Origin of the sequence: Cyclobacterium lianum (assembly GCF_900143075.1) — a bacterium.
Taxonomy (GTDB): domain Bacteria; phylum Bacteroidota; class Bacteroidia; order Cytophagales; family Cyclobacteriaceae; genus Cyclobacterium; species Cyclobacterium lianum.
Genome location: NZ_FRCY01000002.1, coordinates 401863 through 425610, shown reverse-complemented (window position 1 = coordinate 425610; position 23748 = coordinate 401863). Strand labels below are relative to the sequence as shown.

General features: G+C 46.3%; 18 protein-coding genes. 10 read left to right on the top strand and 8 right to left on the bottom strand.

From position 1 onward, the window contains the following. Window positions 1-50: 50 nt before the first annotated feature. The 6 genes from BUB19_RS04500 to BUB19_RS04475 form a co-directional block, all read right to left on the bottom strand. Window positions 51-929: a sugar phosphate isomerase/epimerase family protein gene (locus BUB19_RS04500; RefSeq protein WP_073092695.1), complete on the bottom strand. Its 879-nt coding sequence runs from the start codon at window positions 927-929 to the stop codon at window positions 51-53. 29 nt (window positions 930-958) lie between these two features. After that, window positions 959-2002: a DUF6807 domain-containing protein gene (locus tag BUB19_RS04495; protein WP_073092692.1), complete on the bottom strand. Its 1044-nt coding sequence runs from the start codon at window positions 2000-2002 to the stop codon at window positions 959-961. A gap of 313 nt (window positions 2003-2315) precedes the next feature. Continuing rightward, window positions 2316-3659, bottom strand: a complete 1344-nt coding sequence (locus tag BUB19_RS04490; protein ID WP_073092689.1) for a Gfo/Idh/MocA family protein — start codon at window positions 3657-3659, stop codon at window positions 2316-2318. A 97-nt stretch (window positions 3660-3756) separates the two neighbouring features. Further along, window positions 3757-5778 carry a RagB/SusD family nutrient uptake outer membrane protein gene (locus BUB19_RS04485; protein ID WP_178371434.1) on the bottom strand — a complete coding sequence of 674 codons (2022 nt, stop codon included), beginning with the start codon at window positions 5776-5778 and terminating at the stop codon, window positions 3757-3759. A gap of 45 nt (window positions 5779-5823) precedes the next feature. After that, window positions 5824-9072, bottom strand: a complete 3249-nt coding sequence (locus tag BUB19_RS04480; protein WP_073092682.1) for a SusC/RagA family TonB-linked outer membrane protein — start codon at window positions 9070-9072, stop codon at window positions 5824-5826. A gap of 537 nt (window positions 9073-9609) precedes the next feature. Further along, on the bottom strand, window positions 9610-10125 hold the full coding sequence (locus tag BUB19_RS04475) for a GNAT family N-acetyltransferase (protein WP_073092679.1): 516 nt from the start codon (window positions 10123-10125) through the stop codon (window positions 9610-9612). Between the two features lie 235 nt (window positions 10126-10360). On the opposite strand from BUB19_RS04475, the gene BUB19_RS04470 reads away from it, so the two are divergent. Continuing rightward, window positions 10361-11812 carry an aldehyde dehydrogenase (NADP(+)) gene (locus BUB19_RS04470; RefSeq protein ID WP_073092676.1) on the top strand — a complete coding sequence of 484 codons (1452 nt, stop codon included), beginning with the start codon at window positions 10361-10363 and terminating at the stop codon, window positions 11810-11812. A 64-nt stretch (window positions 11813-11876) separates the two neighbouring features. Here the strand turns inward: BUB19_RS04470 and BUB19_RS04465 are convergent, their stop codons facing one another. Continuing rightward, the gene (locus BUB19_RS04465) at window positions 11877-12194 is read right to left on the bottom strand and encodes a DciA family protein (RefSeq protein WP_317041570.1); all 318 of its coding nucleotides are present in this window, start codon (window positions 12192-12194) and stop codon (window positions 11877-11879) included. A 19-nt stretch (window positions 12195-12213) separates the two neighbouring features. Continuing rightward, window positions 12214-13338: a radical SAM family heme chaperone HemW gene (hemW, locus tag BUB19_RS04460; protein ID WP_073092673.1), complete on the bottom strand. Its 1125-nt coding sequence runs from the start codon at window positions 13336-13338 to the stop codon at window positions 12214-12216. Window positions 13339-13534: 196 nt separating this feature from the next. Between hemW and BUB19_RS04455 the strand changes: the two genes are divergently transcribed. The 9 genes from BUB19_RS04455 to porN all read left to right on the top strand — a co-directional run bounded on the left by BUB19_RS04455 (window position 13535) and on the right by porN (window position 23733). Continuing rightward, entirely contained in the window at window positions 13535-14449 is a 915-nt protein-coding gene (locus tag BUB19_RS04455; RefSeq protein ID WP_073093183.1) for an SMP-30/gluconolactonase/LRE family protein, read from the top strand. Window positions 14450-14562: 113 nt separating this feature from the next. Then, window positions 14563-16176, top strand: a complete 1614-nt coding sequence (locus tag BUB19_RS04450; RefSeq protein WP_245802769.1) for a BamA/TamA family outer membrane protein — start codon at window positions 14563-14565, stop codon at window positions 16174-16176. Next, complete coding sequence (locus BUB19_RS04445; protein WP_073092667.1) at window positions 16176-17291, top strand: DUF4271 domain-containing protein; 1116 nt, start codon at window positions 16176-16178, stop codon at window positions 17289-17291. The genes BUB19_RS04450 and BUB19_RS04445 overlap by 1 nt, the downstream gene beginning before the upstream one ends. Before the next feature lie 16 nt (window positions 17292-17307). Then, window positions 17308-18081: a uroporphyrinogen-III synthase gene (locus BUB19_RS04440; protein WP_073092664.1), complete on the top strand. Its 774-nt coding sequence runs from the start codon at window positions 17308-17310 to the stop codon at window positions 18079-18081. Between the two features lie 77 nt (window positions 18082-18158). Next, window positions 18159-19133: a PorP/SprF family type IX secretion system membrane protein gene (locus BUB19_RS04435; RefSeq protein ID WP_073092661.1), complete on the top strand. Its 975-nt coding sequence runs from the start codon at window positions 18159-18161 to the stop codon at window positions 19131-19133. A 114-nt stretch (window positions 19134-19247) separates the two neighbouring features. Continuing rightward, complete coding sequence (porK, locus tag BUB19_RS04430) at window positions 19248-20342, top strand: T9SS ring complex lipoprotein PorK/GldK (protein WP_073092659.1); 1095 nt, start codon at window positions 19248-19250, stop codon at window positions 20340-20342. A gap of 61 nt (window positions 20343-20403) precedes the next feature. Then, window positions 20404-21207: a type IX secretion system motor protein PorL/GldL gene (gene porL, locus BUB19_RS04425; protein WP_073092654.1), complete on the top strand. Its 804-nt coding sequence runs from the start codon at window positions 20404-20406 to the stop codon at window positions 21205-21207. Window positions 21208-21261: 54 nt separating this feature from the next. Beyond that, window positions 21262-22863: a type IX secretion system motor protein PorM/GldM gene (porM, locus tag BUB19_RS04420; RefSeq protein WP_073092651.1), complete on the top strand. Its 1602-nt coding sequence runs from the start codon at window positions 21262-21264 to the stop codon at window positions 22861-22863. 45 nt (window positions 22864-22908) lie between these two features. Beyond that, window positions 22909-23733 (top strand): type IX secretion system ring subunit PorN/GldN, encoded by an 825-nt coding sequence (gene porN, locus BUB19_RS04415; protein ID WP_073092647.1) that lies wholly within the window; start codon window positions 22909-22911, stop codon window positions 23731-23733. Window positions 23734-23748 lie beyond the last annotated feature (15 nt).

Genomic DNA, 23748 nt, shown 5'->3' with positions numbered 1-23748 from the left:
CCGGGATTATTTCCGGTGGTTATTAGTTGATTTTTTGACGGGTACCCGGATCAGGCTTTGGTCATCGCATTGAATAGTCGCAATTGTTCCTCCATAGCCGCTATGCGGTTTGCAGGTGCAGTCCTGGCTTCCAGTAATATCCAGCCCTTATAGTTCATTTGTTTGAATAAATTCATCAACTGCTGGTAAGGATAATCACCCTCGTTGAGTTCCCGTATATGTACGGTGTCACCAAACCACTTTTTGACGGAATTGAAGTTTGCTTCCAGTCCGGGAGGCAGGAGATCCTGATCATTGCAATTCCAGCATACCTTCACGCTGTCTTCAGTGACCTGATCAAAAATAGCTTTCATATTGGGAAGCTGCTGGGTAAGCTTGCCGTGTACCTCCACACGGACCAACTGACCCAGATCTTTGGCAAACCTGCCCACTTCATTGAGTGAGTCGGCAATCTGTGCAATGGTTTTTTCTTTCGACACTTCTTCGGGAAGTCCGTTGGGCTTTACCTTAATGCCTGTGGCCCCAATGTCTTTACACAATTGCAGGTATTGTTTGGTACCCTCGATATTTTCACGGACTTCCTGTTGGTCTGTGTAATGATAGGCAAAATTAGACCCATAGCCCAGACAGGTGACGGGGCTGTCGGCAAATCGCTTATTGACTTCTCTTCTCTGACTTGAGGAAAGCTGGGTCTCTACACCATGGGCATGCTCGGTCCTGAGTTCTACCCCCAAAAGGCCAGTCTTTTCACAATTGGCAATCAATTCAGGCAAATCCCAATCTTTACCCCATTGATAGGTGACCAGGCCAAGCTGCATATTGCTCTGCTGCGAAAAGGCTGCAAGATCAGCCGGATTCCAAAGTGCAAGTCCAAGGCCTGCCGCCAGGCTTTTCTGGAGAAAATCTCTTCTTGATTGGTGGTGGTTCATATTGATTTAATTTTTAGGAAGATGCTGATCTATTTTTTGGCATATTCATCCGCCATCTCATTGATTTCAGCATCAGATAGATCTGAGGAGGCTACTACAAAGCGGTATTTGAAAGTCGTCTCTTCACCATTTTCAAGACTGAAATTCAACTCATTTTCTCCTTCTGATAAAGCTTTCTGACCAAGGGTATTGGCTGAAAAAAGCCCGTAATCCCTGGCATGCCAATAAGTTGGATACCCTACGTTGTCTGGATGATCAATGATCACCAGTGACACAGGTTCACCTTTGATCTCACTCGATAGTTTCATCCACCGGGCCCTGGTGCCCCATACATCTCCACCTTCTATGCCCTCCGAACTTCTGTAATTCCCTTTTACATAAGTGTTGTCCATTTTTTCGACGCGGGTTTTCACCCCATGCGAATCCACCAGTTCCGTTGGCTTATCACTGGGCAATTCCAGCTCCCGGCTTACCCGTATGGCAAACATACCTTCCTTGTTGTCCGTAAAATCAACTTCATCCACGGCTGCCGTAAGGGTTGTGGTGCGATCAATGATGCGCATGTCTTCTGATGCCATAAAGGTAAAGGAGGTTTCCTCTTCAAGTAGTGTGGTATTGTCCGGCGCTTTCCACAAGGCATTAGTTTCCAGAACGGCTTTTCCTTTGCCGCCTTTCGCTTTTTCTACAGATTCGTGGTATATGGTTCCATAATTGTCTTTCCGTTCCGCAGGAATGGCTTCGGAGTTGTTCCAAAAATCCAGGCCGTTGACATCACCATAATTGAGCCATATGCCCACATGATGAGGATGGTCGGTTCGGTCTCCTTCTTTGTTGATCAAGGGATAGCTTCGGGTGACCATATTTCCTCCCGGCGACATAACGGGCCACAAAACTGGCTTCATGATGTTGTCAGGATAGATATAGGAAGTAAAGTGTTCACCCCCCACCATTACATCCACTTTTTTTTCCGCTTCATTTACCTGTAACTCTATCTTTTCCTTGCCTTTTTTCTGAGCAAAGAGTAGGGTGCTGCTCATCAACATGATCAATAATATGATTGCACTGTATCTCATAAGTTTATAATTTATTTATGGCCAAAATTCGCTCCCGTTTATGGGGATACAACCTCACATGCTATAAAATCGTCGCACTGTGCGAGGTAGTCGTTACGCCTTGAGTAGGCCGGATCGGTTTATTGTGTTTATCATTTTTTTACCTGGGTCGGGCGCTCCCCTTTCCGCAGATAACCTCATTTTTACACTCAGGCAATTCCTGGCCGCTGATAATTCGTTGAAATGTTAGTGTAAGACAATTACCGGCCGGAAAAACTATTCTGGCCGGTAATTGTCAAAAGCCACAGCCGCTAACCAGGTCTAACAATCGATATCAGACCTGCTCAGGAACTTCAAAGCCTTTTCTGTAATTACGGGTCAGCATTTGATCCGCCTCTTCATCATTGACAAAGGTTTCGGATTGGGGATTGAACGTCAACACGCGTTCCAGTTTGTAGGCAATATTGCCCAGATGGGCCAGACCTGAGGAAAGATGGGCTGTTTCCACAGGGCCATTCAGGATGGTCTTGTCATGCTTGCGCACCGCTTCGATGAAATTGGCAAAATGTCCGTCAGTGCCTCCGGCTCCCCTGTCCATGCCTGTTCCGGATGGGCCTCCGTCATCTCCTGACTTCCCGGGAGTTCGGTCCTGGCCCAGGAAGGATTTGTATTTGTCGTACCCGTCCACTACAATGTATCCCTTATCTCCATAGAAGATGTTGCCTACAGTGGCGCCACCTTCTTCGTTGGTACACCAAGGCCGTACTTCAAATTGGATGATTTTATTCTCTTCCGGATAATTGTACACTGATGTGAGCACTTCGGGTACTTCCTTGGCGTCATCCCAGAGGAATTTCCCGCCCATAGAGGTGATCTTTGTAGGAAGTCCTACGTCCAGCCCCCACATGCACAAATCGGTTTCGTGGATGCCCTGGTTTCCAACGTCTCCATTGCCGTAATCCCAATGCCAGTGCCAGTTATAGTGGACCAGATTTCGTGAAAATGGCCGTTTGGGTGCCGGGCCGGTCCAAAGATCGTAGTCTATACCATCTGGTACCGGAGAAAAGCCCTTGTCTCCGATGCTCGGTCTCCACCTGAACACAATACCACGGGCCATGTACACATTGCCTATGTAGCCATCGCGAATCAGGTCAATAGCCTCCCTTACGGCCGGAGAACTGCGGAGCTGCACGCCATGCTGTACGATACGGTCGTATTTATGAGCCGCTTCTACCATCTTTCTGCCCTCCCATATATTGTGGGATCCTGGCTTTTCTACATAGACATCCTTTCCTGCCTGGCAGGCCCAGATGGTGGCCAGGGCATGCCAGTGGTTAGGTGCCGCTATACTGATCACGTCAATATCCGGATCGTCAAAAGTCCTTCTCATGTCCTGGACAAGAGCTACGTCTTTGTTATAGGCCTCCTTGAAAGACTTCTGCCGCTCTCTGAGCAGGTTCATATCCGGATCAACGAGGGTAGTAACCTGCACGTTTTCCTGATTCATCAGGCTTTGGATGTGGTTTTTGCCCCTTCCGTTTACGCCCAATACTGCCGCGTTGATCCGATCATTGGCACCAAACACGCTCGATGATACGATAGTAGGTGCTACGATGGCCGCAGAACTGGCGATAGCGGACTTTTTGATAAATGATCTTCTGGACGAATCATTATTCATAATATGCTGTATTTGAGTTTATAATTAAATTTTCCGTGTAAATTAAAAAATTCACCCGACTGCACATGCCTCCGGGTGAATTTTTATATGATCGGCATTACTCCCCTATGGCCCGCATAGGATCTTCGTTAGGCGCACCGGCAGGTTGAACCACATGATTCAGGGGCTCAATATTGTCCTCAGCACCGTTGTACCCTGTGGTCTGGTTAAGGGTGGCTTCCACATTACCTACCAGATAGGGCTGGTACACCGGCCAGAAAACATGGTGCGGATCCATGGTATACCGGGTGGTGTTATAAGTGGCCCAAGGCACCTCGTCCCGGAAGAAATTGTTTTTCTCCATCATTCGATCATAGTAAAAACTATTGGCCGAAAGTGATTCTTCGATATCGTTTCCGGAGATGGAGTAGGTCTTGCCATTATAGGCCATCTTGCCGGTTTTGGCCAGAATAACAGAAATCCTAACCAACTCGTCGTGACGATATTCTTCACCGAATAGCTCCCGGTTTCGCTCATCCAGTACCGCTCCTATACCTTCTGTTTGCATATCGGCGATGGTATACATGTGAATGGCATTGGCGCGCTGGCGGATGGTATTGATGTCCTCGGCAGCTCCGGCCAGGTTATCCTGCCAGAATCTGGCCTCTGCCCTTACCAGGTATGCTTCAGCGATGCGCATGATGTACATGTCCATCTTGCCGCCGTCCTGCCGGTCTGGCCGCGACTCCTGATTGACAGAGTAGAACTTGTACCTTGGATAGCCGTACCAGCACCTGATGGTGTCCTGGCAGGTCAGGTTGCCATTGTCATCGTAGAGTCGCAACGGTTGCATGTAATAGGGGCTTCCATCGTCCTGCAGAGAGGGATTATCGTACAATACGTCCTCCATTTCAAACCAGTTCAGATCCTTGTGGCGGTAATCCTGCTCATCAAAGGTTCCCTTGAAATTCCAGATCTCATACTGAGAGTAATTGGTAGGGCGGGCAAATCCCTGGCCCCGGCCCCATTTCTTCATCATGCGTCCACGTTCATCCGAGGTGGATTGTTGCACATCTGTACCGATGCGGGTGGTTCCAGGTTCCCAGACTCCCAGATTGGTACTTACGAAATTGGGACCCCAGGCACGGATTCTGGCGGATCTTCCCTGTGTTCCCAATACGAAGGGTTCGTTTACCACCAGCCAAATACCTTCCGGATTGGAAGTTTTCTGGGCGCCACGGTCCATATGCAGGTAATTTACTGCATCTACAGGTGCATATCCGGATCTGCCCGGAAGCGGATTACCGGTATTCGGATTGTTGGTATTGGCTACCTCTACCTCCGTTACTCCCGAAGGGATCATGTCGTCGGTGAATAACTGAGATTCTCCCCCGTTGATCACATCATCCATCAGTTGTTCCGCATCTGCAAACCTTTCGTTGAGCATGTAGTATTTGGCCAGCAAAATTCTTACCGCATCTTTAGGTGCCTGCCCTACAGGTAGCTGGCTTTTGGGTTTCACCCATTGCACGGCAAACTCCAGATCTGTGATCATCTGGTCCCAAATCCCCTGCATGTTGAATGCCTTGAAGTCCCTGCGGGCTTCAGATACCACATTCAGAGGAAAAGCCACATTGCCAAAGTCCATGGTGAGTTGCATGTAGAAAAAGGCACGTAGAAAATAAGCAGATCCCAGCAAATGGTTTCTTTCCGGATCGTTTACACCATCCGGCCATTCGGGCAGGTCGATATAATCGATGACCGTATTGGCTTTTTTGATGTGGTTGTAATTGTCAGCATAGAAAGAGCGTGCTCGACCCGCATCGTTGTTACGCGAATTGGTGGGCGTGGCATAGGTACGCAAATCCACAAAAGCATCGGGCTTATCCGTAGCCGATACCACCGAGGCATCGCTCATGTTACTGTTAAACATCAGTTCCCGGGTGTCACCATTCCACTGCGACATCACACCCTGCAGACCTGCATCCAGTGCGGTCTGTAGTCCTGCCGCATCCCGGTATGTGTTTTCCGGACTCAGGAAGGACAAGGGCTGTTCTTCCAAAAAGTCCTCCGAACAAGATACGGATGCCAGAAGGAGCACCGATAGGCCGATTCCTTTAAATATATGTGTGTTTTTCATCTTTAATTCGATTCTGGTTAACATTTAATTGTCTCTGTTCCGGACCTAGAAAGTGAAGTCCAAACTTAAAGAATAGGTGCGTGGCATTTCACGGGCCGACTCCGGATCTCCCAGACTTCTTTCCCAGGGGGTAAATACCGCCGCATTTTCAATGTTCAACGCCAGCCTCAGGCGGGTAGCATTCAACCTGTCCAGAATACTGGCTGGGAGGTTGTAACCAACACTAATGTTCTGCAAGCGCAGATAATCGCGGTTCAACCAGGCGTTGCCGCCACCCAGGTTAATGGAATTGATCCGGGCAAAGTTATTTTGTCCGTTCAAGGGTGTCCAGTAAGGGATGGTATACCAGTTGTGGTTTTTGATATATTGCTGGGAGTTGTTGAACGGTTCCTGGGTACCGCCTTTCCAGCCCATCTTGGCCAGGAATACCAGACCAAAATCAAATCCTTTCCATTCAAAGTCATTTCTGAAAGTAATGTACCATGGATTTTGCCGAAGGCCAAGAAATACCCTGTCATCCACATCAATATCTCCGTCTCCGTCCTGATCCACAAATCGGAAATCTCCTGGAAAGAGTCCGTATTCCGCAGCTTCATCCGCTTCATCCATCTGGTATATGCCATCCAGTTCCCAATCCCAGATGATGTCCTTGTTTTCACCTATAAACCAGCCGTTTTGCAGGTCATCCGGCTCTCTTTCGATCATATTGCCCTGAGAATCGGTCATCGGAATGGGGGCATTACCCAGGGTTGTAATTTTATTTACCGCATAAGTCACATTGAAATTACTGGTCCAGGTAAAATCGCTCCTGGTCATATTGATAGACCGGATTCCCAGATCAAAACCCCTGTTTTGCAAGTTGCCCACATTGGTTTTAACAGAGCCAAAACCGGTCAGGTCAGGCAATTTCTGGTCCAGCAAAAGGTCTCTGGTTTCCGATTGGTACATGTCGAGTGAACCACTCACCCTGTCATTAAAGAAACCATAGTCTATACCTATATTAAAGGATGCATTTCTCTCCCAGGACAGAAATGGATTCGCAATCCGGGTAATTTCTGTTCGTGGAGCCGGGAAATAGCCACCGTCATAGTTGAGGTAAAGACTGTTGCTGAGCTGGGCATAGGCATTGTAATCTTCCAGTCCACTACTGTTGCCATTCACCCCATAGCTCAGGCGCAGTTTCAGGTAACTGACAGCAGCTCCCTGAGGCATGAAATCTTCATTGGAAATGGTCCAGGCTGCCGATACGGAGGGGAAGTTACCCAATAAATTATTTACACCAAACCGGGAAAACCCATCTCTCCGCAGGGAAGCTGAGAAATTGTACTTGTCGCTGTAGGCGTAAGTGACCCTTCCCAATAATCCTGTTCTGGAGTTAACCTCATCATACGATGACATGGTGGGGTTCAAACCCAACTGAACCGCATGATAGCCCAGGCTGGAAGTAGGAGAAAAGTTGTTGGTGATGGCTCTGGTTTCCCAAAACTGATTTTTTTCGGTATTGTACAGACCGGTGAAACTCAACCTGTGATCCCCGAAACTTTTGTCCCAGTTCAAAATGGTATTGGACTGCCATCTGAAAGAATCGTTGTACCTTCTTTCAGCCCGGTCTACTGCTCGCTGCGGATTGCCTTTTTCATCAAAATCAAACCTCTTCCTCACATCAAACCTTGGGGTGTAGTCTGTACGCAGGCTGAACCCATAAGGAAGGGTGAGCTGAGCATATAGTGTTGGATTAACCATAAACCGGGTATGGCTGCGGGTGTTCCAGGAAGGATCCTGATAGGGGTTGGAGATATTTGATCCGGCTGCCTGATCGTTCAGGTTTTCGCGGGTTCTGGGCTCCCCATTTGCCCAGGGCTGATCGTAGGGTGAAAAAACCCTGTAGGAATCATTGTCAATATATTCCTGTCCTTCATCCTGAAACGTAAACTGCGTATTGGTACCTATGGAAAGGAATTCTGCCAGGTTTACATCGAGATTCAGCCGGGAAGTGATCGTTTGAAAGGATTCTCCCAACCGTACAGACTCCCGGTCACTGTAACCAAGAGAGTAGTAGTATGATACCCGCTCGTTTCTACCGGAAACACTGACATCATAATCCTGCCGTACGCCGGTATGGAACAAAAAGTCCTGCCAATCATAAGTGACTCCGTTTCGGTAATTTTCCAATTCAATATCCCAGAAGCCAAAGTTGTTTACCCGGGCCATGCGGATGGCTTCCGGGTCGGTTTCTCCCGGAATACCATTGGCAGCAAGCCAGTCATCCTGGTATTGGGGGTCGATGTCGTTGTAGTCTCTAAACCGGGTCCAGGGCTCGGTAATGGAGTTGGTAATCGTCTCATTCATGTCGGTCAGCCAGTTCAGCACTTCCTCTCCACCTTTATAGGTTTGTTGTCTTCTGGCACCAGTAACAAGTCCAACCCTTGAGCTGAAGGTGATTTGTGGCTTTCCATACTGCCCTTTTTTGGTGGTAAAGATCACCACACCATTGGTGGCTTGCGAACCATATACGGCTGCCGCACTGGCATCCTTGAGCACGTCGACACTTTCTATGGTGTTTGGGTTGATCTCCGCCAGGTCTCCCTGAAAGATCACCCCGTCCAAAACGATCAAAGGACGGTTGGCAGCCCTTTCCTCTTCTCTGTCTCCATCTCCGTCCAAATCTGCTTTCATGGAGTTGTCCCCCCTCACGTTAAATTCCGGCACGTTCCGGGCATTGGTGGCATAGCCCACACTCAGACCGGGTACCGTAGTTCGGAGAATTTCCGAAACACTGGTCGGTTTGTACTTCATCACCTCCTCGGCCTGAACATTCACTACAGCACCGGTAAGGTCCTTTTTCTTCTGGGTACCATATCCGACCACCACGACTTCATCCAATGCCTGTGCGCTTTCCACGAGTTCTACATCTATGGTGGATTGGTTGTTTACCGCTATGGTTTGGCTTTCAAAACCAATGAAAGAGAAAACCAGGGAAGCACCATCCGGAACGGTGATGCTGTAATTTCCATCGATATCAGTGGCGGTACCAATGGAAGTACCGGGCACCGATACGGTGGCTCCGGGTATCGGCTCCCCGTTTGAATCGGTTACGGTACCGGTGACCGTAACATCAAAGGGTTCGCTGGTTTCTACTATATCCGTACGAAGGCTGGAAGCCCTTTCGGATTCGCTTGTGTTATTATTGTCATTGTTCCGGGAAAGCAGTGTCCCTGAAGACAGACAAAACAGGATTGCTGCCAGCGCAAACCTGCCCGTTGCCAGCCGGCAATTGCGTAATTTTCTTTTCATAATAGAATTTGGGTTTAATTAATTGGATAAGCAGCTATTGAAGTTAGCTGCGAACTTGAGGGGTGTGTTTCATAGGCTATTTCAGGTTTAAATTTCGTTATGCAAAGTGCAGTGATTCCGCTTATCTGGGTGAAAAGCCGCCTTGCCGTTTTCTGAATTGCGGAATCGATTGCACTAATATTTCCAACAAACTGATTTTTCCGTTCATAAGCTTCAAATGCCTTTGGAAGTCAATTTCTCTTCCTTGACATTTTTTCCAGGATTTAATTATAGAAAAAATTGGCATGCGAAAAAAATTATTTCGGTTAAATTTAAAAAACATTCCCAATATCTGAATGTGGCAGAATAATGTTTTTCAAAATCCACTAGAAAAGTATATATTTTTGCAGGTAAGTGCTGAGGCAGTTAAAAAACGAAATAATTAGGTGTTTCATACACCATCGTTCATTCTCCATTTCTGGTTTGCAGTGTCCGTCCATTATAAGGTATAGTATATACATGGAAAGGTAAAAGAAGGGACTACCGGTCAGCGCTAACCTATTTGCTTTTTTCCCATACGTATCTTTGCTCCAGCAGCGGCAGTCCGAAGGTATCCGATGATTTTTGTTCCGCCAGCCTGAAGCCCGCATCGAGATAGAGGCTTGCGGCTGCCTGCAGGTTTGCGGTGGTCCATAGATATACCGTTTCATATCCATGGTCGTGGATGTGTTGCATGTAGCTGCCAAAAAGTAATCTGCCCAATCCCTGCCCTCTGACATCCGGAGTGACGATAAAATACCGGAGTTGTGCATTTAGTTCGCCCCGGTCTACCAATGCAATGCATCCCTTGATGGTTCTCCCTTCCGCTGCTATCCAGATTTTGTCTTTGGTTTCCTGAAAATTGCAGGCAAATTCGGCAAAGGTTCGTGCTACATATTTTTCAAAGCCCAGTCCGAAACCATAGGTATCATGGTACAATCTCCCATGCAGCCCGATGATGGTGCCAATATCACCGGGCTCAAAGTGGTTTCTGATTCGGATTTCTGAAAGAGGTGAGGAGTAATTTTGGCGCATAGTAGTGGAAATAAACGAAAAAACACAAGGTCCGCATTTGGTCAATCAGCCCGCTAAATATAGAAAAATCATATATGAATGTGTACCTGGGATAAATAAAAGGTTGCTGCAAATGGACTAATCTGTATCAATGTGTTGCGACTACGCCTAATATCAGTTAACTTGAAGCTTTAACGAAGGATTATTTTTACACAAATGAAAATCCTTTTTCATTGAAACCAACCCATTTCAGAACATGAGTCAGATAGCGATTAATTTTCAGGATGCACAAAAGGCATTCTTGATATTAAAAACATTAAAGAAAGAAAAAATTTCCGGTTTTCTGGAGGAAATGGCCGGTCAAATAGATGCGATCAGAGATGACCTGATACCCACAGCCGCAGGTGAATCGCACCTGCCGGAGGGCAGGATCACCGGTGAACTGGGCAGGACTTTGGGGCAGATAAGACTTTTTGCAGCACTGGTAAATGAAGGGAGCTGGGTAGAAGCTACCATAGATCACCCGGATCCTGACAGAAAGCCAGCACCCAAGCCCGATATCAGGAGAATGCTAAAACCGCTGGGTCCTGTGGTAGTATTTGGTGCAAGTAATTTTCCTCTGGCTTTTTCTACTGCTGGAGGAGATACCGTATCTGCGCTGGCGGCCGGTTGCCCGGTTATCTACAAGGCCCACCCGGCCCATCCGGAAACCTCCCGCATGGTAGCAGAGGCCATCAAAAATGCTGTCCGTATCAAAGGACTTCCAAAGGGAACCTTCCAGCATGTGGAGGGCGGTATCGACACCGGGCAGGAGCTGGTCGCACATCCCCTGGCCAAAGCAGTAGCCTTCACCGGATCATTCAGAGGAGGAAAAGCTCTCTTTGACGCATGTAATGCCCGGGAGCATCCGATTCCGGTGTATGCGGAAATGGGCAGTGTAAACCCGATTTTTGTTCTGGAAGAATACCTTTCGGAGCGAATGGATGCAGCAGCGGCGGCCTATGCCGCTTCACTGAGCCTTGGGGTGGGCCAATTCTGTACCAATCCCGGACTCATTTTTATACCCAAGTCGCGGGAGGAAGCATTTTCTACAGCAGTGGCTGACAGATTAAAAGAAGTGGCAGGTGCTCCCATGCTCCACGAAGGCATATGCCATGCTTATTATCAGGCTATCGAAACGCTCTCGCAATCGAAGAAGTTAAAATGGCTGTTACAACCTGAAGAGTCAGACGTCCTTACCGGAAATGTAGCCCTGGCAAAAGTTAGCGCCTCAGATTGGCTCAGCGATGCGGCCTTTCAGGAGGAGGTTTTTGGCCCCTTTGGTATACTGGTTGTATATGAGGACGATAAGCAACTGCAGGCTCTGGCAGAAAATCTCAAAGGACAACTCACCTGTACGATCTGGGGAGAAGAGGCAGAGTTGCAAAACCAGTCGGCATTGCTGCTTCTCCTGGAAGAGAAGTGCGGCAGACTATTGTTCAAAGGCGTTCCTACCGGAGTGGAGGTGGGGCATGCCATGCAGCATGGAGGCCCATTTCCTGCCACCTCAGACAGCAGAAGTACCTCTGTCGGCAGCTATGCGATCAAGCGTTTTGCCAGACCGGTGGCTTATCAGGATATGCCGGAGAGTCTCTGGCCCGATGCATTGAAAGAAGGCAATCCCCTGGGAATACTGAGAAAGGTTGATGGCAATTGGGTCAGTTACTGATGAGTTAGGGCCAGAAAAGCAAAAAGCAAAGGAAGCGGGACCTGGCAGGCTTGCCCGCTTTCCTTTATAACAATACAATATCGTCAACGACTGATTTCCCGTATTTTTCCTCAATCAGCAGCAGGATCCTGGATTTGTTCAGCATCATTTCCTTCTTGAGAGGTGCCGAACTCATTTTGACGTAAAGTTTCTTTTTGCTGATGGAGAGGCTGATTGTTCGGGTAGCTACAGTTTTGCCCATGAGCGAGCCCCATTCCTGTATCAGGGTTTTCTCCGCATACCTGTCCTTGAGCTTATAGGCTTCCAGCAGCTCCTCAAAAACTTCTTTGAGGGGTGAGGTATTGCTTTTTCTCTGGCTTTCGGTCGGATATTTCTTCACCATACAAATATAGCCTGATTCTTCAGATAAATAGTTTTGCTGCCAGGTAATCTGCGAGAAGCTTGCCTTTATTGGTAAGGATTACCGCCTGTGAACTGACCTGAATCAGATCCTGTCCCAGCATATCAGCGAGGATATTTTGTCTTTCTTTTCGCAGGTCCCATCCAAATTGCTCCGTCAGGTAGGCCGTATCGATTCCCCAGATGGTTCTCAATGAGGTGAGCAGGTATTCATTGATCTGCTCGTGTTTGTCCAGGGTTTCTATCTGGAAAGGAAGTTTGTTTTTCTGCAACATGCGCATATACACCGCATTGTTGGAGATATTGTGTCCACGGTGCTTTCCATCAAAGGAGTGCGCCCCGGGACCCAGACCCAGATAGGGTACCCCTTTCCAGTAATTGCTGTTGTGCAGGGAAAAAGCCTGATGCCTGGCAAAATTGGAGATTTCGTATTGCAGATAGTCAGCCTTGTCCAGAGTTTGAAGCAAAATTTCAAATTGTTCCGCTTGAAAGTCGTCTGAGGCAGCGTTGAATTTTCCTTTCTTCTCCCAAACACCCAGGGCAGTCCCGGGCTCTATCGTAAGGCAATAAGAGCTGATGTGATCCGGAGCCAGGGAGATGGTTTGGGCCAGGTCCTTTTGCCAGATACTGTGATCGGCATGCGGAAAGCCATAGATCAGATCAATGGAAATCGACCTGAAACCAGCCTTTCTGGCTTTATCGATGGCTTGCAGGGACTCGACGGCTGTATGTGAACGGTTGTAAAAACGCAATACCTGGTCGTTGAAGCTTTGAATTCCGATGCTCAACCTGTCGATGCCCATATCCCTCAATGCATTTAATTTTTCCGGAGTCAAATCGTCCGGATTGGCCTCCAGGGTGGTTTCGAGCAGTTGGCAATCAAAATTTTCACGGATACAAGCATAAATTTCCCCAATTTGCGCTGCGGGAAGAATTGAAGGAGTTCCTCCTCCGAAGTAGACGGTTTGTATGGGTTGGGCTTTTGGCAGGTAGTTTTTCCTCAATACCAATTCCCGGCAGATCATTTGTACCATCTCAGCAGCCGGCTTCCTGTTGGTGCTGAAATGAAAGTCACAGTAGTGGCAGGCTTGCAAGCAGAAAGGAATATGTATATAAATACCTGACATAATGGCGGATAAGTAGCAGGCTGCGATTCGGAACAGCTTGTTTCTTTTTCTGTGGTGAGAAGCTGGGGTTTTCTCCCTCCTTATTTTATGGAGTCAGGTGCAAAGCTAAAGATTATTGAGTAGAGGTTTTAGGAATTGGTGATAATTGAGTTAATTTTGAGCCGATATGATTCATCATCGCCTAAAACCCTTTGAAATGACAATACCCAAAGCCATATTTCCGCTAGCAATGCTCGTTTTGCTTTTATCGCAACTTTCTTTTGCCCAGATGGAGATCAAGAAAAGTCTGGTGCAAAAAAACGCCCGTCTGGAGAAAGTTGGAGAAGGGTATAGTTTTACAGAGGGGCCGGCCGTAGACAGGGAAGGTAATGTGTTTTTCACAGATCAGCCAAACAACAAAATTTACAAATGGAAATTTTCCACCGGAGAGATCACAGTTTTTTCCGAGGACGCGGGACGGTCAAACGGACTTTACTTTAACCGGGAAGGGGATCTGATCGCCTGTGCTGATCTCGAAAACGAGTTGTGGTCGTTTGATAAGGAGGGCAATGCCGAAGTGCTCATTGAAAATTTTAAGGGGAAAAAGCTCAACGGACCCAATGACTTGTGGATCAATCCCCGGGGAGGTATTTACCTGACCGATCCATTGTACAAGCGCAGCTATTGGGAGAGAGACCCTGAAATGCAGCAGGATGGCGAGCATCTGTACTACCTCAGCGCAGACGGGCTCCAGTTTTTCAGGGTGGATGAAAATCTGGTAAAACCAAATGGACTGGTGGGTACACCGGATGGAAAAAAACTTTATGTGTCTGACATCGGAGACAAGAAAACCTATGTGTATGACATTGAAGAAGACGGATATCTGACCAACAGGCGCGTGTTTGTGGAAATGGGCTCAGATGGCATGACCCTGGACAACAGGGGCAATGTGTATCTGACAGGTGATGGGGTGACCATATTTGACAGCAAGGGAGATAAAATCGGGCATATACCTGTAGACGAAAATTGGACGGCAAATGTATGTTTTGGCGCGGGAGACAGAAAAACCTTATTCATCACGGCCAGTGGATCCGTGTATACCTTTCCCATGAAGGTAAGGGGTGTTTGGTAGGTTGGAAAATTGCATTTTTTTTTCTGCAGCTTCTTTTTATTCCAAGATTTAGCCAGGCTCAGGATTATGTGCTCAGACTGCAGTATGCTGACACGCAATCGACTGCAGATACCTTGAAATTTAGCTTTTCCGATAGCCTGGCCCTGCACAGGTTTTCTGACTACCTGATAGATTCCCTGCAGGCGGAGGGATATTTGAATTTGGAAAGCAATCTCCAAATCAAACCGGACAACCGCTTTTTCTTACAAGTGGACGCAGGTACACAGTTCAAATGGATACAGCTTGGTAAGGGAAACCTGGAGCCCTGGATGGAATCTTCTTTGGATGGCGGAGCCATTATTGCGGGGGAGAGCCCATTCCGGATCGAAGCGGTTCAGCACCTGATGGGGCAGATCCTGGAGACGGGTCAGAACAATGGATATCCTTTTATGGCGGTAAAATTGGACAGCATTGAGCTCGACAATGGACAATTGAGGGCATCTCTATACATGGAAAAAGGTCCCCTGATCACTTTCGATACTTTACGCATCACAGGCAGTAGTAAGATACAGCCTATATACCTGGCCAGAAAAACCGGTATCATCCCCGGCAACCCTTTTTCGCAAAAAAAGGTTAACAAGCTTAGGGAGGTACTAAAGAATAGTGTACCCTATCTGGCCCTCTCAGGAAGCCCCGAAATGTCCTTTCAAAACGAAGAGGCCACAATATACCTGCCAGTTGAAGATCGTAAAATGAACGCCATTGACGGCATCATCGGATTTTTGCCCAACGAAATCGAGGCCAATAAATGGTTGGTCACGGGGCAATTTGATCTACAGCTATACAACGTATCCGGCAAAGGCAGAGATTATCAACTCAACTGGCAGCGGCTGACACAATATTCTCAGAATCTCCGGGTAGCAGCCCGCGAACCCTATGTATTGGGATCGCAGCTGGATTTGGGAGCGGCTTTTTCGCTATTGAAAGAGGATACCACCTTTTTGAACCGGGACTTCAGCCTCCGGCTGGGCTATCAGGTGACTGCCAATACCTACATCGATTTTTTCAGCAAATGGCAGGCCGGAGACTTACTGGAAGTAGGCCGATATGAAAACGCCACTGAACTTCCTGAAGTGGGCGATTTCAGGTACAATAGTTATGGAGCTGACTTTAGTTTTACTGATGTGGACGACCCGATAGTGCCAAAGTCGGGTTGGAGAAGCAAGCTGACACTGGGGATCGGAAACAAAACCTTACGGGAAAATACAGGAATAGATCCGGCACTCTATGCGGGGATAGAGCGTGAATCACTACAATATTATATCAGGGGAGCGGTAGATTATTACTACAGGTTAGATAAAAACTTCAGTTCCAGGGTTTCTCTGCAAGCCGGGGAATTGAACAATTCCAACCTCTTGCTTAACGACCTGTACCGCCTGGGTGGTTTGCAGTCTATCCGGGGTTTCAATGAAAATTTTTTCTATTCCAGTCGCTACGCATACATGAATCTTGAGCCAAGGTATTACTTTGGTAATTATTCCTATTTTCTTTTGTTTACAGACCTTGGCATGCTGGAAGATGCAGTGAGGAAGCGGGAAAGGGATTGGCCCTTCTCTTTTGGTGCGGGGTTAAGTTTGGAAACTGCCGGCGGTATGTTTAATTTCGTGTACGCATTGGGAAAATCTGCCGGGCAGCCATTGGGATTTAACTATTCGCGGATACATTTTGGTTTTACGGGACGTTTTTAATGAAAGGGAGGTACCAGTTTTTTTTATTGTTGACCGCCATCCTTTGGATGGCGGGATTTCCGGCTCAAGCTGTCTCGCAGGTATTATTGAATCATGACCCGGAAATCGAAACTTCATCAGATAGAGGTCTGCTGTTTCCAAACGAGGAGGTTTCCGTCTGGGTAAATACCCGGCAGTTTGAGAGCGCAGATTGGAGGATCCGGCTGCCAGAAGGAGCAGCATTATTTATGAACGAAGAATTGTGGCAGGTAGTTGAGAAAGACACCGTCCTTTTTATCTCAAACCGAGATTTGGAATCCCGTTTGAAGGAGTCCGGTAAGCTGAAAATTACCGCTTTCAAAAAAGGGATTGCCCCGGAAGATCTTTCCGTGAAAAAAGGTTTTTTTGGACCTGAGGCTGAAAGGCCTGCAGTTTTGAGCGAGGTATCCGACAACAGGAGAAGTAAGGACAGGTTTAAGGACTTCTTCTTTACAGTCGTCCTTGTCATTTTGTTTTTCCTTGCCTTATTCCGGATCCTTTTCCCCTCTATTTTCGGACTTTTCTGGAATCCTCTTGCGATTTTCTCTTTTGAGGATTTATGGGAATCTGTAAGTTTCTCAAAGGTATATTCGGCGGAACTGTTGTTTTATTTGATTCTGATCAATATGGGCATGGCTTTGATGGGGATACTGGGCATGTATATATTTGATGTGGATTTTTTCGGATTTTCACTGGAAAGCGACTTTGACGTCATGATTTTCGCCTGGTTGGCATTCACGCTTACCCTGACACTGGTCACTTTTTTGAAGTTTATCTGGCTGGGGATCAATACCTATATATTTGAGTTGCAGAAAATTGCACTGCCACATTTTTTCTACCTGCTAAAAGTTAGCGGTTTTGGGTTGTTGGTTTTGATAGGGACTACGGTAATTTTTTATACCAACGATTTGCTCTATGGAGGGATATCAGTTTGGTGGCTTTACAAAGCCTTTTTGGTACTCTATACCCTGGGCATTATTGGATTATCGATCTGGTTGTATAAAAAAAATGGTTTTAATAATTATCATTTATTTTCATACCTTTGCAGCTCTGAATTGATCCCCTTTTTGGTGATTTGTAAATTTCTCCTAGGGTAAAGGAAAAAAATATAAAATGGCGCAATCAACAAAAGACAGATTAAACCGGGTAAGAAGCATTCTGGTATCCCAGCCAAAACCATCTGATGAACGGTCTCCCTATTTTCAGTTGGCTGAAAAATACAAGATAAAAATTGATTTCAGGCCATTCATTCAGGTCGAGCCGGTATCCATTAAAGATTTCAGAAAGCAAAAAATAGAAATACTTCAGCATACGGCGGTTATTTTCACCAGCCGAAATGCAATCGACCACTTTTTTGGGATTTGTCAGGAATTAAAGATAGAAATGCCTGCAGACATGAAGTATTTTTGTATTTCAGAGCAAACGGCACACTACCTTCAGAAATACATTGTCATTCGTAAAAGGAAGCTGTTTGTAGGAAATCGTACAGCAGCGGATCTCTTTGATTTTTTCAAAAAGCACAAATCTGAAAAGTATTTGTTTCCCTGCTCGGATATCAGAAAGGATGACATCCCCAATTTTTTAACCCAAAACGGTATCTCCTTCACCGAGGCGATCATCTACCATACGGTGGCGGCTGACCTGTCCGACCTGAAGGATATCAAATACGACATTCTCGCTTTCTACAGCCCCTCCGGCATTAAATCTCTATTCACGAACTTTCCGGATTTTGAGCAGGGAAAGACCAGAATTGCCGCTTTTGGCCCCACGACCTCACAAGCCGTAAGAGAAGAAGGTTTGATTTTGGATATTGAGGCACCACTTCCGAATGCACCAAGCATGACAGGGGCCTTGGAACTATACATAAAAAAAGCAAACAAAATCTGATATCTTTTAATCTTTTTTCAGGAAAATTCAGTTTAAATGTGTAGAATAGATTTTCAATTGCAAAATGTCTTTTACACATGAGCATAAAATCCTACCTGTTAACCTGTGTATTTTTTTTCCTTGTATTTCTATCGGATATTCCGGCAGTGATAGGGCAGCAAGATGCACAATTTACCCAGTACATGTACAATGGTCTTTTTTATAACCCAGCCTTTGCGGGCAAGGATGGCGGCTATTCGATTGCAGCTTTGCACCGCAGCCAGTGGCTGGATTATGCCACGAGTACAGGGGCAGGAGGCGCACCTACTACCCAATTGCTTTCAGCTTCCGGCAGGGTCAAAAATATCCCGGTAGGATTTGGACTGGTAGCCGTTAATGACCAGATTGGCCCATTTAACAATCAGGAAGTAAATCTATCCCTTGCCTACCACCTGACCCTTGGCAGAGGCGTATTGAGTATGGGCGCTGCCGGAGGTTTTTTTTCCAGTACCATTCGTTATGATGAGTTTATCCCGGTAAACCCTGATCCCAATATCCCTTCCGGAGGAAATGAAAATCAATTGCACCCCAATGTTTCTGTGGGTCTGATGTATGACCGTGGCAGCTTTTATCTTGGGCTCAGCAGCAGGAATCTGAATGAGCCCGGCTTCGATTTTGGAGACGGCAGTCTGGCGAACCGCCTGGAAAACCATAACTACCTGCTCCTGGGCTACAGGATAAACACTTTTGCTCAATTTTCAGTTGAACCAAGTATATTGGTAAAATCCGTATCCCTGAATAATTTTTCCTACGACCTTAGCGTTATAGGCTCATACAATAATAAAATTAGTCTGGGATTGGCTTATCGGGGAGAGGAATCCGCCTCAGTGTTGTTGGGCTATAGCTTGTTAAGAGACAATTCCCTGAAATTAGGTTATGCGTTTGATCTGGTAGTGGGCGGGCTGGAAGCAAAATCCCCCACCTCCCACGAGTTTATGTTGACTTATAATTTACCCCAGGTAGCCAGACAAATGGAAAGGGTGATTCAGAGAACGCCGAGATTTAGGTTTTAAGGAATTAAACTTATTTGAAAAATTCCTTGTGTTTTTCTGATAAAATCTGTTAAATTTCGAATTGGTTGTTCGTTTAAATGGTTGAAAATGAATGTAGTTAATTTAATGTCATTTATGTTTAAAAAAATGAATCGGCGCTTTTTTCCCCTGATTTCAGGGTTGTTAATAATGACACTACTTCAAGGTTGTGGTCTTTTTGGAAACAAGGGTACTTCAAGCGAAAAGCTCAACAGAAGAGGAGAGGTAACTGGTGTACCCAAGCGCTCCGGCTGGCAACAAGCCCTGCCCTTTGAAATGGCTCCGGTCAAAGCCGGTACCTTTTGGATCGGTCAGGCTGACGAAGACATCGCTTTAAGTATGGCTTCTATGAACAAGCAGGTTACAATATCTGAGTTTTTCATGGACAAGTACGAAGTATCCAACAACAAATACAGGCAATTTCTGGATGCAGTTCGCATGGGCGAATTGGCTCTGGGAACGCCTACCACCCAGGCAGAAGCTCCGGATTTTGTGCTCGAAGAATTGCTTCCTGACACCACTGTCTGGTCAACCAGCTTTACCCACCATTATGGTGATCCACTGATGGAATACTATTTTGATCACCCTGCGTTTGATGATTACCCCGTTGTGGGAATTAGCTGGGACCAGGCCAAAAAATTCTGCGAGTGGAAATCCTATCACATGAATGCCAATGACGAGTCTGAGTTTGACATGCCGAAGTTCAGGCTGCCCTTTGAAGCGGAATGGGAATATGCTGCAAAAGGAGGAAAGGAAATCGCCAAATATCCCTGGGGCGGCCCATATCTCAAAAACAGGCGGGGATGTCTGATGGCCAATTTTAAGCCAGGGAGAGGTAATTACATCGATGATGGATTTGCTTATACCGCGCCAGTCGATGCCTTCGCTCCAAATGGATTCGGACTGTACAACATGGCCGGAAATGTTTCAGAATGGGTAGAAGACGCCTATAATCCAGCGGCAAATGCATTGATTTGGGACATGAACCCCACTTTCAAGGATACCACCGAAACGAGAAAAGTTGTCAGAGGAGGTTCGTGGAAAGATGTGGCGCACTTTTTGGAGACCAGTGCCAGGAACTACGAATATCAGTACGTACAGACGGCACATATAGGCTTCCGTACCGCCATGACATATATCGGACGGTCTGGAAGTATGGAAGTGAAGTCCAATAAAAGGAGCAGAAGATAATATCACCTGATCACCCATTTGTAAATTATAATCCATTCATATTTAAAGTTTTTTTAAAATTATGTCAACAGAGAAAAACACTTTCGCTTATAAGTTTTATGGTTCGATCATGCCAAAGATTTATGGCATAGGGGCTGCAGTTGTTATCCTGGGAGCCATGTTTAAAATTTTGGATTGGCCTTTTGCATCCCTGATGATCGGTGTGGGTTTGACCACAGAAGCAGTTATTTTCTTTTTATCTGCATTTGAGCCTAAAAATGAAGAGCTGGATTGGACAAAGGTATATCCGGAGCTCGCAGGTGCCAATGCGGGTGCCGCACCCTCCAGGCCGGTCAGGACCAGCACAGACCAGACCTCTCAGAAAATGGATGAGCTCTTGGAAAAAGCCAAAATAGGTCCGGAACTGTTGGAAAGCCTTGGAAAAGGCATGCAAAATCTTGCGAGCACTACCGAGAAACTAGGTACTCTTACCGATGCAACTGTCGCAACCAATGAGTATGCTGAAAATGTAAAGAAAGCCTCAAAATCACTGGTGGATATCAATGATTCCTACAGTAAGACCGCAACTGCGCTGGCGGAAATGTCTTCTGCTACAGACGATGCCAAGGCCTACCGCGAGCAGATTGTCAATGTGACAAGAAACCTGTCCGCATTGAACAATGTATATGAAGAGGAACTGAAAGATTCCAATATGCATGCCAAAACTATCAGTAAATTCTATTCCAATGTCACGGCTGCAATGGAGGGTATTTCGGAAGCCGGCAAAGAAACAGAAACTTTTAAAACCGAACTGGCGAAGCTTAACCAGAATGTCAATTCCCTGAACAAAGTTTACGGAGGCATGCTTTCAGCAATGAAAGGTTAAGTCGCTATTTATCAGTTCTTATTATTTCGTACTTTATTAAAGACAATTTAGCTTATGGCGGGTGGTAAAGAAACACCGAGACAGCGGATGATCGGGATGATGTACCTGGTACTGACAGCGCTGTTGGCACTTCAGGTAAGTAATCAGATACTCCAGAAATTTATACTGATCAACGATGGACTGGAGAGAACATCTAAAAACTATATCCAGAAAAATCAGTTTTCTGTGAATATCATTTCCTCTACTGTCGAGCAGCAGGGGAACAATCCGGTAGATGTACCCAAGGTGGCTGCGGCTGAAGAGATTCGGGCCAAAAGTACTGAGCTTTATGGGTATCTGGAGGATGCAAAAACCAGACTCATAGAGGAATCCAATGCCATTAATGACGAAGGTAATTTTAAAACTTCGGCACTCAAAAACGTAGACATTCCCGGCAATATTTTTAACAACAACCGTCTGGGATATGAAATGCAGGAAAGGCTGAACCAATATCCTGAGGAGCTCAGTCAGATCCTGGCTGAACTCGGTATACAGCGATCTTTTGAGAAGATTGCCAAGGATGCCGGAGAGATTGACCTTTTTAAAAATGATGTGGATGTAAATTATAAAGATTACGTAAATCTCAACTACGTCAAATCCCCAATCGGTGCAGTTTTGGCCATCATCAGCCAACACCAGAATGAGGTACTCAATATAGAGAGTGAAGCATTGAATGCCATCACCAATTCCCTTGGGGAGTTCATCTTTGAGGCAGATAACTTGAAAGCAAGAATTGCAGCGAATTCAAATGTGGTGGCCGCGGGTCTTACGTTTGAAGCGGAAATGTTTCTCGCCTCATCTTCCTCCTCCACAGAACTTAAAATGACCGCTGATGGGAGGGAAATCCCAGTAACAGATGGCTTCGGGCAGATTGAGTTTCCAGTAACGCCAGCGTCCAATTACGATGACAGGGGACTTGCTGCCAGAACCCTTGAAGGGCAGATTGTGGTCCCTATCGGTGGGCAAGACAGCGTCTTCAATGTAGAATATGAATATTTTGTCGCCCAACCGGTCATTAAAGTAAGCTCTGAAGTCGTCAACCAACTGTATGCAGAATGTGCCAATGACCTGGTGATCGAAGTGCCGGCATTGGGTAATGCCTACTCGCCAGAGTTTTCAGTTTCTGGTGGACAGGCGATTAAAGGTTCCCGACCGGCAGATGTGACCATCATTCCCGGATCTTCCGGGCAGGTAAACATTGGCGTATCCAGTGGAGGAAACAGAATCGGCTCGGTCGATTATGACATCAAGCCAGTACCGGCTCCGACGATCAGGCCTTTTAGTGGAGACACGCAGATCGACCTGCAGAATCCTGTTCCAGCCAGTAGCCTGATGAATCTGCAGATAAGGGCTTTACCAGAGCCTACTTTTGGAAGGACCATGCCCAGAGACGCCAATTTTGAGGTCACTGGCGGTGAAGTCCGGTTGGTGAGAAATGATGTACCCAGGGAAAGTGTCAACATTACCGGCCAGAATGTGGCTGTGCGTAATCTATTGGCGCAGGCCCAAAGTGGAGATAGGCTGGTTGTGATCGCCAGAGAGGTGACCAGAACCAACTTCCGGGGAAACCAAATAAAAAGTACTGTTAATGAAGTCTTTCCGATTCCAATCAGGTAATAAGCACAAATTGGTTTCGTTATAGATTTGTAAAAGGAGAAAATCATGAAGGAAGCAAAAAAATTTCTAGGGGCGCTGTCCCTGCTTTTAGTAGCAGGTGTATTTGTGGCGGTTCCCGGGTTTGCGCAAAATACCAATACCCAAAACCCCAGCATGCAGGAGGGGGATTCGGGATTTGATATGGACACTGTTTTTTCGGTCCTTCCCATTCGCGAGGATGATAAAATGTATCAGGTGGGGGTGTGGAGAAGGATAGATCTGAGGGAGAAGTTCAATCTTCCCTTTTATGGTACAGGGGGCCTAAAATCTGACGGCATTATGATGAATATTTACGATGCTGTCGTCAATGAGAATGCCTTTGAGATTTTTGCCGATGAGGAATTTACTCAACCCCTGTCCATCAGTGAATTCCAGACCAATTTTCTTACCGCCGAAAACGGAGATAGTGTCTTCGTAAAGGACATTTACTATCTGGACTTCAAGGAAGATTTTGTATTTGACAAACACCGTTCAGAGGTCAAGTTTGATGTAAAGTATCTGGAACTGGTAATGCCTTCCGAAACCAATGCTGGTGTGGGGCAAAAATCTATCGCATTTATCCGTTTCAAGGATTTTTACAATTACTTTGATGATCTCGAAAAAGGTCAATGGCTCAATTTCCAGAACACGTCCAAACATTTGCCTTACAGCCAGGCATTTGACCTGAGGCTTTTCAGATCAGTTGTCAGAAAATATACCAATCCCGACAATGCCCTTATCGTAGACATGGTAGATGCCGACAATCCAAATGCACAGCTACAGGCATATTTGAATTCCCTCGAATTTGAATATGAACTTCTCGAATGGGAAAACAATCTGTGGGAGTGGTAAGCCAGGAAAGTATCG

Coding starts and splice junctions, on each gene's coding strand:
- BUB19_RS04500 (WP_073092695.1), bottom strand. CDS start 929: ATGAACCACCACCAATCAAGAAGAGATTTTCTCCAGAAAAGCCTGGCG.
- BUB19_RS04495 (WP_073092692.1), bottom strand. CDS start 2,002: ATGAGATACAGTGCAATCATATTATTGATCATGTTGATGAGCAGCACC.
- BUB19_RS04490 (WP_073092689.1), bottom strand. CDS start 3,659: ATGAATAATGATTCGTCCAGAAGATCATTTATCAAAAAGTCCGCTATC.
- BUB19_RS04485 (WP_178371434.1), bottom strand. CDS start 5,778: ATGAAAAACACACATATATTTAAAGGAATCGGCCTATCGGTGCTCCTT.
- BUB19_RS04480 (WP_073092682.1), bottom strand. CDS start 9,072: ATGAAAAGAAAATTACGCAATTGCCGGCTGGCAACGGGCAGGTTTGCG.
- BUB19_RS04475 (WP_073092679.1), bottom strand. CDS start 10,125: ATGCGCCAAAATTACTCCTCACCTCTTTCAGAAATCCGAATCAGAAAC.
- BUB19_RS04470 (WP_073092676.1), top strand. CDS start 10,361: ATGAGTCAGATAGCGATTAATTTTCAGGATGCACAAAAGGCATTCTTG.
- BUB19_RS04465 (WP_317041570.1), bottom strand. CDS start 12,194: ATGGTGAAGAAATATCCGACCGAAAGCCAGAGAAAAAGCAATACCTCA.
- hemW (WP_073092673.1), bottom strand. CDS start 13,338: ATGTCAGGTATTTATATACATATTCCTTTCTGCTTGCAAGCCTGCCAC.
- BUB19_RS04455 (WP_073093183.1), top strand. CDS start 13,535: ATGACAATACCCAAAGCCATATTTCCGCTAGCAATGCTCGTTTTGCTT.
- BUB19_RS04445 (WP_073092667.1), top strand. CDS start 16,176: ATGAAAGGGAGGTACCAGTTTTTTTTATTGTTGACCGCCATCCTTTGG.
- BUB19_RS04440 (WP_073092664.1), top strand. CDS start 17,308: ATGGCGCAATCAACAAAAGACAGATTAAACCGGGTAAGAAGCATTCTG.
- BUB19_RS04435 (WP_073092661.1), top strand. CDS start 18,159: ATGAGCATAAAATCCTACCTGTTAACCTGTGTATTTTTTTTCCTTGTA.
- porK (WP_073092659.1), top strand. CDS start 19,248: ATGTTTAAAAAAATGAATCGGCGCTTTTTTCCCCTGATTTCAGGGTTG.
- porL (WP_073092654.1), top strand. CDS start 20,404: ATGTCAACAGAGAAAAACACTTTCGCTTATAAGTTTTATGGTTCGATC.
- porM (WP_073092651.1), top strand. CDS start 21,262: ATGGCGGGTGGTAAAGAAACACCGAGACAGCGGATGATCGGGATGATG.
- porN (WP_073092647.1), top strand. CDS start 22,909: ATGAAGGAAGCAAAAAAATTTCTAGGGGCGCTGTCCCTGCTTTTAGTA.